The sequence below is a fragment of the Variovorax monticola genome, from assembly GCF_051216855.1.
In the GTDB taxonomy this organism is placed as follows: Bacteria; Pseudomonadota; Gammaproteobacteria; order Burkholderiales; family Burkholderiaceae_C; genus Variovorax.
Map to the genome: position 1 here is coordinate 80,013 of NZ_JBPJZP010000008.1, position 13,697 is coordinate 93,709.

The 13,697-nt window shown below is 67.2% G+C and carries 7 protein-coding genes; 6 read left to right on the plus strand and 1 reads right to left on the minus strand.

The window, feature by feature from the left end:
* Nucleotides 1-111 precede the first annotated feature (111 nt).
* The 3 genes from ACSFA5_RS27065 to ACSFA5_RS27075 are packed head-to-tail and all read left to right on the plus strand — an operon-like array spanning nucleotide 112 to nucleotide 4,171.
* Nucleotides 112-1,737: a T6SS effector BTH_I2691 family protein gene (locus ACSFA5_RS27065; protein ID WP_435447143.1), complete on the plus strand. Its 1,626-nt coding sequence runs from the start codon at nucleotides 112-114 to the stop codon at nucleotides 1,735-1,737.
* Entirely contained in the window at nucleotides 1,731-3,035 is a 1,305-nt protein-coding gene (locus ACSFA5_RS27070) for a hypothetical protein (protein ID WP_435447144.1), read from the plus strand. The genes ACSFA5_RS27065 and ACSFA5_RS27070 overlap by 7 nt, the downstream gene beginning before the upstream one ends.
* 11 nt (nucleotides 3,036-3,046) lie before the next feature.
* On the plus strand, nucleotides 3,047-4,171 hold the full coding sequence (locus tag ACSFA5_RS27075) for an MFS transporter (protein WP_435447145.1): 1,125 nt from the start codon (nucleotides 3,047-3,049) through the stop codon (nucleotides 4,169-4,171).
* Between the two features lie 21 nt (nucleotides 4,172-4,192).
* Here the strand turns inward: ACSFA5_RS27075 and ACSFA5_RS27080 are convergent, their stop codons facing one another.
* Nucleotides 4,193-5,305 carry an ABC transporter substrate-binding protein gene (locus ACSFA5_RS27080; protein ID WP_435447146.1) on the minus strand — a complete coding sequence of 371 codons (1,113 nt, stop codon included), beginning with the start codon at nucleotides 5,303-5,305 and terminating at the stop codon, nucleotides 4,193-4,195.
* Between the two features lie 184 nt (nucleotides 5,306-5,489).
* Here ACSFA5_RS27080 and uvrA point away from each other — a divergent pair, with 184 nt between their 5' ends.
* The 3 genes from uvrA to ACSFA5_RS27095 all read left to right on the plus strand — a co-directional run bounded on the left by uvrA (nucleotide 5,490) and on the right by ACSFA5_RS27095 (nucleotide 13,596).
* A complete protein-coding gene (uvrA, locus tag ACSFA5_RS27085) occupies nucleotides 5,490-11,351 on the plus strand; it encodes an excinuclease ABC subunit UvrA (RefSeq protein ID WP_435447147.1) in 5,862 nt (1,953 codons plus the stop codon).
* Between the two features lie 118 nt (nucleotides 11,352-11,469).
* Nucleotides 11,470-12,519, plus strand: a complete 1,050-nt coding sequence (locus ACSFA5_RS27090) for an ornithine cyclodeaminase (RefSeq protein WP_435447148.1) — start codon at nucleotides 11,470-11,472, stop codon at nucleotides 12,517-12,519.
* A gap of 33 nt (nucleotides 12,520-12,552) precedes the next feature.
* Nucleotides 12,553-13,596 carry a histone deacetylase family protein gene (locus ACSFA5_RS27095; protein ID WP_435447149.1) on the plus strand — a complete coding sequence of 348 codons (1,044 nt, stop codon included), beginning with the start codon at nucleotides 12,553-12,555 and terminating at the stop codon, nucleotides 13,594-13,596.
* Nucleotides 13,597-13,697 lie beyond the last annotated feature (101 nt).

Here is a 13,697-nt window from a genome sequence, read left to right on the forward strand (position 1 = left end):
GCCGATGATGCGTGCGCGTTGCTGCGCCGCCCGGCTGCTCGACACAAGCGTCAAGCTGACGCTTGCTCGTCGACACGCTTTGCGCATGCGTTCGAACTCGAAGCCGACTCCATGCCCCACGCGACCCCTTGCGACCAGTGTTCCCAGACGGGACTGCCGATTCTGTTCACGCGCTATGCCGCCGCCTACAGCGCGAGCCAGAGCGGAATGGATGCGCTCGATACCCTCAAGACCAACGGCACACTCAAGCGCCGGCCGAGTGGTGTCACCCTCAAGGCCGCCAGATGCAACCTTCGCATGCTGCGCGCCGGCTATCTGTATCTCCGGCTGGAAACGGAGATCCGACATCCCGAATGGCTTGGCTATGCCGTGCATCCGCATGGCTACCTCACCAGGATCGACATCGACCACCCGGAGAATGCATCGGCAGAGCCGGCCTGCCGCCCCAATGAATGGGGCGCCAACCGCAGCCTGGTGTGGATCAAGGATGTCGATGCCATCACCAGGCTCCATTTCATGTTCCACCCCGATCCGGTCGACCCCGAACATCTCAAGAAGGTGATCGGCAAGGAACCGAAGCGGTACATGCAGAGCTTCGATGTCGCGGGCTGGGCCAAGGGCAAGGTCAACCAGGACGACACCATGCTGCCCGACAGCCTGGACATCATGGTCATGGAGTTCAAGGCCCTGTCCGACGAGACGTTGCAAACAGTGGGTTGCGAGCAGCACTACGGACTGATGGGCTCCGGCGTCGAGCGCCAATGGGGGGCGCACACCGAGGTGAAATACGGCAGGCATGTTTCCGAGGGCTACCGCACCGACAACATAGGCCCCGACCCCCACGACCACTACCCCATGGGAACCGGCCCCGTGGGGCCGGCTCGCACAGGGGCCTACCTGCACGAAACCGTCGATCTGCCTTACCGCATCGCCCACGGCCCACGCCTTGAAAAAATAACCAAGTACCTCAAGGCCCACAAGGGCGCGGTGCTCGCCTGCGAAGACCCCGTTGGCGTCGCGCAAGAGCTGGCACTGCACCACCTGACCGCCGCCATCCCCTACGTCGCATGGCTCAAGGAGGTCGACGGCGCCGACAGCAGAAACCCCAAGGTCAACAACCAGTGGAAGCAGGCCGCCTCCGAGTCCATCAAGACCATGGAAGCGGCCTTCCAGAAAAGGGCCATGGGGCTGTATGACGAGAGCACCCAGAAGCTGCAAGCCATGCGCGCCGAACTGGAGCACCGCTCCCGAAGCGCGCCCGCCCAGATGCACGAGCGTCAAGCGGATGGCACCTACAAGGAGGTGTTCGGCAAGGTGTTCGCTCAAAACCGCATCAGGGAAATCGACGAGCGAATTGCAGCCCGGGCGGCCCGTCGCGACACTGTCAGCAGCGCCGAGGCGCTCGATGCCGTGGTCAAGACAGCGGCTAACCACGACGCTGGCAAGCGTGCCAAGTTCGATGCCGCGCACGCCAGGCAACTCAAGGAGCGCAACGATGCGATGGACAAGCTCACCGAAGACCTGATCGCCTGCATTTGCCACAAGTCGTTCTACGAGCAGACCTTGGGCCGCTACCGCAGCGACCAGCGCGGCCTGGACACGGGCGACGGCTTGCGTTGCGCCGCGCAGTTGTGCGTCGTGCTTTCGCCGATGGATTCCAGCCCGCGCGGGCGCAAGTGGTACGCCAGTCTCGACCTCTTCGAGCCCGACCCCAGAACATTGTCTGGCGCATGGTGAGCCTCAACAACGACGAAGTGACCCAGGAGCTGCAGGCTGCCATGACCAGCCTGGTTCACACCCTGCCGGCAGCCAGCACCGCCGAGGCCATCGACTCCGTCGAAGAAAACCTGCGGCGCCAGAAAGCCTACGTCGACATGGCCGCCGCGCTGGGGCGCTTGCCAAAGACCCTCAAGGCCGGTCAAGGCATCCTCGACAACGCCAGGAAAGTCCTGGATGCCAGCGTTCCTGCGATGCACCGCGTGCGGGCGTTGCAGAAGATCGTCAAGACGGCTGAAGAAAACATCCACGCCGTGTGGTGTTCTGCGGTTGTGCTCTTTCTCGAAAAGTATCCCGTTACAGAGTGGGAGCGCAAGCTGGCGGCGGCGCAACTGGCGACGATGGCGACGGGGCTGGGCAAGGGTGCCGCCCAGATGGTCAATGCCGACAGGCAGCTCGAACTGGAAAAGCTGCAGGACCACCGCGTCTACCAGGGCAACAAGAGTCCGTCACACGCGGCGCGAAATGTGAAGCGCGAGATGCTGCGCGGCGCAGAAAAATTTGAAGAGCGCGCCAACCGCTGGACCGCCAGGAGCGGCGGCCCCGACAAGCTGGCCGTGGGGCGACGCCTGCCTTCGGTGCTGGCCTCGATCGAGATCTTCAGCCTGCTTCCCGTTCTTGCACACGCCCATGGGCGCGGCGATGACCCGCGTGCCGGCTCCATGGCTGCCGCGGCGTTGGTCACCGTGGTGGGGCACGTACAGACCATGAACCACAGCTTCTACGAGAAGGGCCTGCTCGCGGCCGCGGAGGCCGAGTTGGGGCTGGCCGCGAAGACGCCGATCGTTGCAAAGGGCCACGCCACCTACGTGCAGCGGCTGACGGCGCTGAACGGGGCCAGCATCAGCGAGATTCGGATGCTGAAGGTGGGGGCGGCGCACTATGTGGCGGCGGCTTCGATCTGGGGGGTGGTTTGGGATGCGGTGGATGCGAAGAAGGCATATGACCAGGAACGTTGGGAACTTACCTTGGCTTACGTTGGCCGTTCTTTCGCAGGAGTCGGGACGATCGGGGCGGGCATATCCGCCGCGATTTGGTACGACAGGGCGTATGTCGTGCTCTGGTGCACACGCGTGACCCTCGTCAGCGCAGCTATCACCATTGCTGCCACCGTCGTGATCGACCATCTCAAAGAGAAGGAGTGGATCGTGTGGCTGGAAGCTCAACCCTTCCGCAAGGACAGCAGCCGCGAGCACTTGCACACCAGCGAAAAAAGCATGCTTGCGCGTCTCTCCAATGCGATCGAGGACATGGAATAGGAGCACTCACCATGTTCAAAAGCGAACTGAGTTACGCCCAGGAAGCGCGCCGCATGTGCAAGCAGAAAGCGCTGGTCTACTACGCCGACATCAACGAGCACACGCAGCTCTACGGCGCGCATGAAGGCCCCAAGCGTCGCGAGCCCAACACACCCAGGCCCACGAACAGGGAAAAACGTCAAGAGCCTGTTTTTGCCGAGCCCTGTTTGTCGGGCAGGAGGGTGTTGTTCGACTTCAATCAACACTTCATTGAAATGAGTAATTCGGGGGAGGAGTTGCGGTCACTGATGTTCATGGTGCTGATGATGGCTGGGCTGATGGTGGGACTGCCGTTGTACGGGACATTCTTGCTGGTTTTTTCCTACGGCGGAGCAAGGAACTCTGATTGGCTCACAGGGGCTGCATCAATGGTTCTGATGCTCCTTGTCGTGCTCGTCGGCCTCTACTTCGCCTGGCGCACCATCTTCTCCGCCATCTTCTTCACCGCGCTCTGTCCACGCTACCGGTTCAATCGCACCACCGGCAAGGTCTACGTGCTGCGTCCAAAACAGTTTGGCGGCAACGCCGTGCTGGATTGGTCTCGCGTGCGCTCCCATGTGCAATGGACGCCGCCCAAGTCGTGGATGCCCGAAGAACTGGCACAGAACCCCCAGGCCCGAGAGGAACGTCGACTGTCTGCTTTCAGAGGCGAAGGCAGCCTGGTTCTCTACTGGCCGCCGTTCGATGCCAGCGACGCCGAGCGCAAGGGCGAAGATATTTTGTGGGTCGGCCCCACCGGCAGCGGAGAGCCGCTCTGGCAGTACATCCGCACCTTCATGGAACAAGGCATGCAGGCCGTGCCCCAGCCGGGGCCGGGCAACTGGCTGCGCAAGGGCTTCAGCGATTCAGCTGAGCACCTCGAAGAAAACGTCATGCATGGCAGCCATCAGCGTGACGCCATCGAAGGCAAGGGCATGACTGGAATGACGGCGCTCAACTACGCGGCCAACGCGCCTTGGGCCCCGTTGCACTCATTGGCGGAACGGCTTTGCTATTGGCCGAAGTTCCCCGACGAATGGAGCAGCGATTGCGGGCTTGAGCGGCGCGAGCGCGGTGTCGGGCCCGAGCAACCGTTGCGCTGGAAGGCGAAGTCGTGAAGGTCGAATCTTGTTCAAGGTTCAGCGCTTGAATCGCCCGTCGCTGATGATCGACAGGTCCGCGAAGTCGATGCCGCTGTGGTCCTGCGGCGAGTAGCTCACGTCCAGCCCGCCGCCCAGGTCGAAGCTCCGGATGCTCTCGAGCGCGGTGACCATCTTCGCGCGCGTGGGCTTGGGGCCGGCGCGGCGCAGCGCCTCGACCAGCACCTTGGCCGAGGCAAAGCCTTCCAGCGCGGCCGGCGACAGCTCCCCCTGGCCCTTGGCCTGCGCCAGTGCCATGGCCTCTTTCACCATCGGCTGGCCGGCGGCGCGCTCGTTGGGGAACACCTGGGTCACGATCACGCCCTTGCTCGCTTCGCCCAGTTGCTTGATGAAGCCTGACGAGGCGTTGTTCGACAGCGTGACCACCTGCGCCACCGAGCCCGCGGCGCGCAGCGCCTTGATGCCGTCGACCACCGCGACGCCCGAGCCGATCCACACCACGGCCTGCGCGTTGGCCTCCTTGATGGCCGGCACGATGACCTTGTAGTCGGGCTTCTCGCGGTCGGCCGGTATGGTCACCGTCGGCTTGGCCTTGCCCTTGGTGAAGCCGGTCATCGCGCCCTCGAGCGCGTCGGTGCCGAACGAATCGGTGACGTACACCACCGCGATGCGCGTGAGGCCGATGGTCAGCAGGTGCTGCACCGCCTTCTCGGCCTCGCGCTGGTAGGTGGCGCGCACGTTGAACACCTGCCTCTGCAGCGGCTTGTGCAGCACCATGGCGCCGGTGGACGGGCCGATGAGCGCCACGTCGTACTTGTCGAGCCACGGGATGATGGCCTGCGAATGCGGGGTGCCGCGGCTCATGAAGAGGGCCAGCACCTTCTTGTCCTCGATGAGCGCGCGGGCGTTCTCGCCGGCGCGCTTCACGTCGAAGGCGTCGTCCATGCGAATCACCTCGATCTTCTCGCCGTGGATGCCGCCCTGGGCGTTGACCGCGTCGATGACCAGTTGCGCGCCGCCGATGGTCTCGTTCACGCTCGCGGCCACCGAACCGGTCATGCCGGCGGTCTGGCCGATCAGGATCTGGGCCGAGGCGCCCAGCGCCGTCAATGCCAGCAGGGCTGTGGCGCAAAGCGTGCGCGTCTTGGTCATGAGAGTCTTTCAGGGGAATACATGAACAGTTGCGAATAGACGCAAACAAACGTCGTATTTGTTTCTGAAAGTGTCTTGCACACCATTCGGAGAAACCCCTGCGAAACGGCCAAGCTTGTGACGCAGTGCACAAGCCGGTCATGGCTCTCTCCCTAGAATCGTTGCCCCACCCCCCAAGGCATTCATGACACAGGGCTCCATCCGGATTCGCGGCGCGCGCCAGCACAACCTCCAGAACCTCGACCTCGACATCCGCACCGGCGAGATGACCGTGGTAACCGGGCCCAGCGGCTCGGGCAAGTCGAGCCTGGTGTTCGACACCCTCTATGCCGAAGGCCAGCGGCGCTACGTGGAGACTTTCTCCGCCTACGCGCGCCAGTTCCTGGACCGCATGGACAAGCCGGCGGTCGACAAGGTGGAGGGCGTGCCGCCCGCCATCGCCATCGACCAGACCAACCCGGTGCGCTCCTCGCGCTCCACGGTCGGCACGATGACCGAGCTGAACGACCACCTGAAGCTGCTCTTCGCACGCGCAGCCAGCCTGTTCGACCGCGAAACGGCCCTGCCGGTGCGCCACGATTCGCCAGACAGCATCTATGCGCAGATCGTCGAGCGTGCCGCTGCGGCGGGCGATCCGCGCCTGGTCGTCACCTTTCCGGTCGAGCTGCCCGCGAGCACCACGGCCGACGAAGTGACGCAATGGCTGTCGGCCAGCGGCTTCACGCGCGTGCAGGCCGAGCGCGAGGTGGCCACGCCCACCGGGCCGCGCAAGGTGCTCGACGTGGTGGCCGACCGCTTTCGCGCCTCCAGCGCCGAGCGCGCACGGGTGGTCGAGGCCATCGAGGTGGCGCTCAAGCGCGGCAGCGGGCGGGTCACGGTGCACGCCACGGGCGCCGATGAAGGCGCACCGACGGACGTGTGGAAGTTCTCCACCGGTCTTCACTGCCCCGAGAGCGACATCCGCTACGCCGACCCGATCCCGTCGATGTTCTCGTTCAACTCGGCCGTGGGCGCCTGCGACACCTGCCGCGGCTTCGGCCGGGTCATCGGGGTCGACCTGGGCCTGGTGATTCCGAACGACAAGCTCACGCTGCGCGCCGGCGCGATCAAGACCATCCAGACGCCTGCGTGGAAAGAAGCGCAGGACGACCTCATGCGCCACGCCGAGGCCGCCGGCATTCCGCGCGACACGCCGTGGAACAAGCTCACCGAGGAGCAGAAGCACTGGGTGATCGAAGGCACGCCCAACTACAAGGAAGGCAACTGGAACAAGCAGTGGTACGGCGTGCGGCGCTTCTTCGGCTATCTGGAGAGCAAGGCCTACAAGATGCACATTCGCGTGCTGCTGTCGAAGTACCGCAGCTACACGCAGTGCCCGACCTGCAGCGGGGCGCGCCTGAAGCTGGACAGCCTGATCTGGCGCATCGGCAGAAAGGAAGACGCGGACGCGGTGCTGCCGCCCGAGAAGCGCTTCATGCCGACCGGCGCGAAGTGGACGCGGGCGCAGCTGGAGGCGCTGCCGGGGTTGTGCCTGCATGACCTGATGCTGTTGCCCATTGAGCGGCTGCGGCGGTTCTTCGACAGCATGGGCCAGGGAATGGCTCCCTCCCCTTCCGGGGGAGGGCAGGGGAGGGGGCACGCGGCCTCCGCAAAGGCTGTGGCTGTGGCGGTGGTGGAGGCCGAGAGCCCCCATCCCAACCTTCCCCCAGAGGGGGAAGGGGCCAGAAACGGGGACCAGCAGGCCCTGAAGCTCCTCTTCGAAGAAATCACCACCCGCCTGCGCTACCTGCACGACGTCGGTATCGGCTACCTCACGCTCGACCGCCAGAGCCGCACGCTCAGCGGCGGCGAGGTGCAGCGCATCAACCTTACCACCGCCCTGGGCACCTCGCTCGTCAACACGCTGTTCGTGCTGGACGAGCCCAGCATCGGCCTGCATCCGCGCGACATGAACCGCATCACCGAGGCCATGCTGCGCCTGCGCGATGCGGGCAACACGCTGGTGGTGGTCGAGCACGACCCGGCCGTCATGCTGGCGGCCGACCGCGTGATCGACATGGGCCCGGGCCCCGGCATCCGCGGCGGGCAGATCGTGTTCGACGGCACCACCGACCAGCTGCGCGACGCCGACACGCTCACCGGCCACTACCTGGGCGGGCGCAAGAAGATCGGCATGGGCTTCAAGCGGCTCGTGAGCGAGAACACGCACCGGCTCATCCTGGAAGGGGCGCGCGAGCACAACCTGAAGAACGTCACAGTCGAGTTTCCGCTGGCGCGGCTGGTGTGCGTCACCGGCGTCAGCGGCTCGGGCAAGTCCACGCTCATCCAGGACGTGCTGGCGCCCGCGCTGATGCGCCACTTCGGCAAGGCCACCGAAACGCCCGGCGCGCACGACCGCCTGCTGGGCGCCGACCACCTGGGCGACGTGGTGTTCGTCGACCAGTCTCCCATCGGCAAGACCGCGCGCTCCAACCCCGCGAGCTACGTGGGTGCGTGGGACGCCATTCGCGAAATCTTCGCCACAGCGGCCTTGTCGCGCCAGCGCGGCTACACCGCGAGCAAGTTCAGCTTCAACTCCGGCGACGGGCGCTGCCCGACCTGCGGCGGTTCGGGCTTCGAGCACGTGGAGATGCAGTTCTTGTCGGACGTGTACCTGCGCTGCCCCGACTGCGACGGCAAGCGCTACCGCCCCGAAATTCTCGAAGTGCGCGTGGAGCGCAAGGGCAAGACCTACAACGTGGCCGACGTGCTCGACCTGACCGTGGCCGAAGCCGCCACGGTGTTCGACACCGACCGCGACGTGCTGCGCGTGCTGCAGCCCATCTCCGACGTGGGGCTCGACTACGTGAAGCTCGGCCAGCCCGTGCCCACGCTCTCCGGCGGCGAGGCGCAGCGCCTGAAGCTCGCCGGCTTCCTGGCCGAGGCGGCGAAGAACGCCACGTCGAGCAAGCAGTTGCTGGCGCGCAAGGGCACGCTGTTCCTGTTCGACGAACCGACCACCGGCCTGCACTTCGACGACATCGCGCGCCTCATGCGCGCGCTGCGCAAGCTGCTGGACGCGGGGCATTCGCTGATCGTCATCGAGCACAACCTGGACGTGATCCGCGCCAGCGACTGGCTGATCGACCTGGGCCCCGAAGGCGGCGAGGGCGGCGGCGAGGTGGTGGCCGAAGGCACGCCCGAGCAGATGCGCGAGAACCGCGCCTCGCTCACCGGCGCCGCGCTGGCGGACTACGAGCTGGCCATCGGCCCCGACGCCTACAAGGTGGCCGAGCGCGCCGCGCGCCGCTATGTCGCCAACGCCAAGACGGCGCCGGGCGCCAACGCCATCGAGATCGTCAACGCGCGCGAGCACAACCTGAAGAACCTCAGCGTGAATATTCCGCGCGGCAAGTTCAGCGTGGTGACGGGCGTGAGCGGCTCGGGCAAGTCGACGCTGGCCTTCGACATTCTTTTCAACGAAGGGCAACGCCGCTACCTCGAGTCGCTCAACGCCTATGCGCGCAGCATCGTGCAGCCGGCCGGCCGGCCGGAGGTGGACGCGGTGTACGGCATTCCGCCGACCGTGGCCATCGAGCAGCGCCTGTCGCGCGGCGGGCGCAAGAGCACCGTGGGCACGACCACCGAGGTGTGGCACTTCCTGCGGCTGCTGTACGTGAAGCTGGGCATCCAGCATTGCATCCACGACGGCGCCGCCGTGCAGCCGCAAAACCCCGACAGCATCGCCGCGCAGCTGATGCGCCACTTCAAGGGCCAGCACATCGGCCTGCTCGCGCCGCTGGTGAGCAACCGCAAGGGCGTGTACACCGAGCTGGCCGACTGGGCGCGCCCGCGCGGCTTCACCCACCTGCGCGTGGACGGCGACTTTCTGCCGACCACCGGCTTTCCGCGCATCGACCGCTTCAAGGAGCACAGCATCGAGCTGCCGGTGGCCAGCCTCGACGTGCTGCCCTCGAAGGAAACCGAGCTGCGCGAGGCGCTGACCAAGGCGCTGGAGCACGGCAAGGGCGTGGTGCACGTGCTGAGCGACCTGGACGGCCTGCGCGCCGCCATGATGGCCGGCGTGTCCGCGGTGGGCATCGGCCGCGTGCAGGTGTTCTCCACGCTGCGCGCCTGCCCGGTGTGCAGCACCAGCTATGCCGAGCTCGACCCGCGCCTGTTCAGCTACAACAGCAAGCACGGCTGGTGCCCCGACTGCGTGGGCACGGGCGTGAAGCTCAGCAAGGACCAGCGCAAGGTGTTCGACGACTCCGTGCGCGACGACGACACCAAGGGCCGCGAACAGACCTTCGCCGAGCCCGAGATCGAAGACCTGGCCGACACCGCCTGCCCGACCTGCCAGGGCACGCGGCTGAACGCCACCGCACGCGCCGTGAGCTTCGGCGCATCGCCGGCCGACGGCCTGAGCGGCATCGGCATCACGCAGCTCGCGCGCATGAGCGTGACCGAGGTGCGGCAGTGGTTCGAAGGGCTGTCGCTCTCGGGCCGCGAAGCCGAGATCGCGCGCGACCTGGTGCCGGAAATCAAGAGCCGGCTCGAGTTCCTCGAAGAGGTGGGCCTGGGCTATCTGACGCTCGACCGCGGCGCGCCCACGCTCAGCGGCGGCGAGGCGCAGCGCATCCGCCTGGCGGCGCAGCTGGGCAGCAACCTGCAGGGCGTGTGCTACGTGCTCGACGAGCCGACCATCGGCCTGCATGCGCGCGACAACCAGATATTGCTGAACGCGCTGCACAAGCTGGGCGAGAAGGGCAACACGCTGGTGGTGGTGGAGCACGACGAAGACACCATCCGCCGTGCAGATCACATCATCGACATCGGGCCGAGCGCGGGCAAGCGTGGCGGGCGGCTGGTGGCCGAAGGTTCGGTGGCCGACATTCAGAACGCCGCCGATTCGCAGACCGGGCGCTACCTGCGCGATGCCATCCGGCATCCGTTGCAGGCGCGCCGCCTTGTCCCCGCGCCCGACCCCACGGCCGAGCACAACGGCGAATGGCTCACCGTGCACGGCGCCGACCTGCACAACCTGCAGGACGTGACCGCCACGCTGCCGCTGCACCGCCTGGTGGTGGTCACCGGCGTCAGCGGCTCGGGCAAGTCGACGCTCGCGCGCGACGTGTTGCTGGCCAACGTGCAGGCCGTCGTCATCCAGCGCATGACCAAGGCGGGCCGCGACGCGGACGCCGCGGGCAAGCGCCCGGCCTGGACGGGCTGCAGCAGCGTCGACGGGTACGAGGTCATCGACCGCGTGCTCGAGGTCGACCAGACGCCCATCGGCAAGACGCCGCGCAGCTGCCCGGCCACGTACATCGGCTTCTGGGACACCATCCGCAAGCTGTTCGCCGACACGCTCGAGGCCAAGGCGCGCGGCTACGGCCCGGCGCGCTTCAGCTTCAACACCGGCGAAGGCCGCTGCCCGGGCTGCGAAGGCGCGGGCGTGCGCACCATCGAGATGAGCTTCCTGCCCGACGTGAAGGTGCCCTGCGAGGTGTGCCACGGCGCGCGCTTCAACCCCGAGACGCTGGCCGTGAGCTGGCGGGGCAAGAGCATCGGCGACGTGCTGAAGATGGAAGTCGACGAGGCGGTCGAGTTCTTCGTGGCCATGCCCAACATCGCCCACCCGCTGCAGCTGCTGAAGGACGTGGGGCTCGGCTACCTCACGCTGGGGCAGCCCTCACCCACGCTGTCGGGCGGCGAGGCGCAGCGCATCAAGCTGGTGACCGAGCTCAGCAAGGTGCGCGACGACATCACCCGCCGCGGCCAGAAGGCGCCGCACACGCTGTACGTGCTCGACGAGCCGACCGTGGGCCTGCACATGGCCGACGTCGAGAAGCTGATCCACGTGCTGCACCGGCTGGTGAACGGCGGCCACAGCGTGGTGGTGATCGAGCACGACCTCGACGTGATCGCCGAGGCCGACTGGGTCATCGACCTCGGGCCCGACGGCGGGAACGCGGGCGGGCGCATCGTCGCGGCGGCGCCGCCGGAAGAAGTGGTGCGGCTTGGCACGCACACCGGCGTGGCCTTGGCACCGGTGCTGGCGCGGTGACGCAAGCGGGCGCAGAATGACTCGAACCCTTGGCGCAGGCGCATCCTGAATCAGCCATGGTGGAGTGAACATGCGAGGGGATGAAGCGCCGCGGCAGGGCTACGCAAGGAGCCATGTCATGACCCGCTTCATCGATGTTCACAGCCTGGTCCGCCTGGTGGACGAGACCGGCGTTCCGCAATTCCTGGAGGCGCTGGCCGACGCGCTGCGCGACGACTTCCTGCGCTGGCGCGAGTTCGACAAGAAGGCGCGCGTGGCCAGCCACTCGCACCTGGGCGTGATCGAGCTGATGCCCGTGGCCGACGACGGCGCCTACGCCTTCAAGTACGTCAACGGGCACCCCCACAACACGGCAGTCGGGCTGCCCACCGTCATGGCATTCGGCGTGCTGGCCGAGGTGGACACGGGCTACCCCGTGCTGCTGTCGGAGCTCACGCTCACCACCGCCTTGCGCACCGCCGCCACGTCGGCCATGGCCGCCAAGGCACTGGCGCGGCCCGATTCGCGCAGCCTCGCGCTCATCGGCAACGGCTCGCAGAGCGAGTTCCAGGCGCTGGCGTTCCATGCGCTGCTGGGCATCGAGGAGGTGCGCGTGTTCGACACCGACCCGCACGCCACCGACAAGCTGGTGCGCCACCTGTCGGCCTGCACGCCGCTGGAGATCGTGCGCGCCGCTTGCGTGGCCGACGCGGTGCGCGGCGCCGACATCGTCACCACCATCACCGCCTGCCAGGGGCATGCGGCCGTGCTCACGCCCGACATGATCGAGCCCGGCATGCACATCAACGCCGTGGGCGGCGACTCGCCCGGCAAGACCGAGCTGCACCCCGACGTGCTGGCCCTGGCGCGCGTGTTCGTCGAGTACGAGCCGCAGACCCGCGTGGAGGGCGAGATCCAGCAGGTGGCGGCCGACTTTCCGGTGCAGGAGCTGTGGCGCGTGCTGCTCGGCGAAGTGCCGGGCCGCGAGAGCCCGCGGCAGGTCACGCTGTTCGACTCGGTCGGCTTCGCGCTGGAGGACTACACCGCGCTGCGCTACATCCAGCGCATGGCCAGCGAGCGCGGCATCGGCCAGCAGATTGCGCTGGTGCCGGAGCTGGACGACCCGAAGGACCTGTTCGGCCTCACGGCCTCGGGCAGGCGCCGGGCGGTGCTGCGGCGTGCGGCATGATGGCCGGCCTCATCACCGCCGCCGCACTTCTCCATGCTCACCATCTACAACGACCAGCACGTTCTTCACCAGGGCAAAGTCGAGATGTTCCGCGGCGAGCTGGTGCCGTGCTTCGAGGTGCCCGCCCGCGTCGACCATGTGAAACATGAGCTGGCGCGCCGGGGCCTGGGCCCGCTGCAGTTGCCCGACGCCTTCGACGACACGCTGCTGGCCCAGGTGCATGCGCCGCGCTACCTGGACTTCATCGCGCACGCGTGGGACGAGTGGGTGGCGCTGGACCCGGCCAACGCGGCGCGCGACGCGCTGCCTTCCTATTGGCCCACGCGCGGCATGCGCACCGACGTGCTGCCCAGGAGCTTTCCGGCACGCTTGGGGCTGTTCTCTTTCGACGCGGGCACGCCGCTGACGGCCGGCAGCTGGCAGGCCGCACGGCACGGCGCGGCCTGTGCATGGACGGCGGCGCAGCGCGTGGTCGGCGGCGAGCGCGCGGCCTTTGCGCTCACGCGGCCGCCGGGGCACCACGCGGGCCTCGACTTCTTCGGCGGCTACTGCTTCATCAACCACGCGGCCGTCGCGGCGCAGGCGCTGCGCGACGCGGGCGTGGAACGCGTCGCGGTGCTCGACGTGGACTACCACCACGGCAACGGCACGCAGGCCATCTTCTACGCGCGCGACGACGTGCACTTCGCCAGCCTGCACGGCGACCCGCTGACCGACTACCCGTACTACCTGGGCCACGCCGACGAACGCGGCGCGGGCCGGGGCGAGGGCTTCAACCACAACCTGCCGCTGCCGCGCGGCACCGATTTCGCGGCCTGGCGCGCGGCGCTGAAGGCCGCGCTTGCGCGCATCGCGGCCGTGAAGGCCGGCGCCCTCGTGGTCTCGCTGGGCGTCGACACCTTCGAGGGCGACCCGATCTCGGGCTTCAAGCTGAAGAGCGACGACTACCTGCGCATGGGCGAAGACCTCGCGCGAGCGGGCTTGCCCACGGTGTTCGTGTTCGAGGGCGGCTACGCGGTGGCCGAGGTGGGCGTCAATGCGGTGAACGTGCTGGAAGGCTTCGCTGCGCAGGCGTAGCTGACGCACAGGCGACTCGGATCGCGCCAATGGCCTTGTTTCTGGCGGGCAATCGGGGGCTCCCCGATTGCCTTTGCCGACCCGGCGAGGCCCAATCGGCG

Bases quoted from the DNA above. Each gene is read 5' to 3' on its own strand.
- ACSFA5_RS27090 (WP_435447148.1), top strand. From the start codon at position 11,470: ATGACCCGCTTCATCGATGTTCACAGCCTGGTCCGCCTGGTGGACGAG.
- uvrA (WP_435447147.1), top strand. From the start codon at position 5,490: ATGACACAGGGCTCCATCCGGATTCGCGGCGCGCGCCAGCACAACCTC.
- ACSFA5_RS27065 (WP_435447143.1), top strand. From the start codon at position 112: ATGCCCCACGCGACCCCTTGCGACCAGTGTTCCCAGACGGGACTGCCG.
- ACSFA5_RS27075 (WP_435447145.1), top strand. From the start codon at position 3,047: ATGTTCAAAAGCGAACTGAGTTACGCCCAGGAAGCGCGCCGCATGTGC.
- ACSFA5_RS27095 (WP_435447149.1), top strand. From the start codon at position 12,553: ATGCTCACCATCTACAACGACCAGCACGTTCTTCACCAGGGCAAAGTC.
- ACSFA5_RS27080 (WP_435447146.1), bottom strand. From the start codon at position 5,305: ATGACCAAGACGCGCACGCTTTGCGCCACAGCCCTGCTGGCATTGACG.
- ACSFA5_RS27070 (WP_435447144.1), top strand. From the start codon at position 1,731: ATGGTGAGCCTCAACAACGACGAAGTGACCCAGGAGCTGCAGGCTGCC.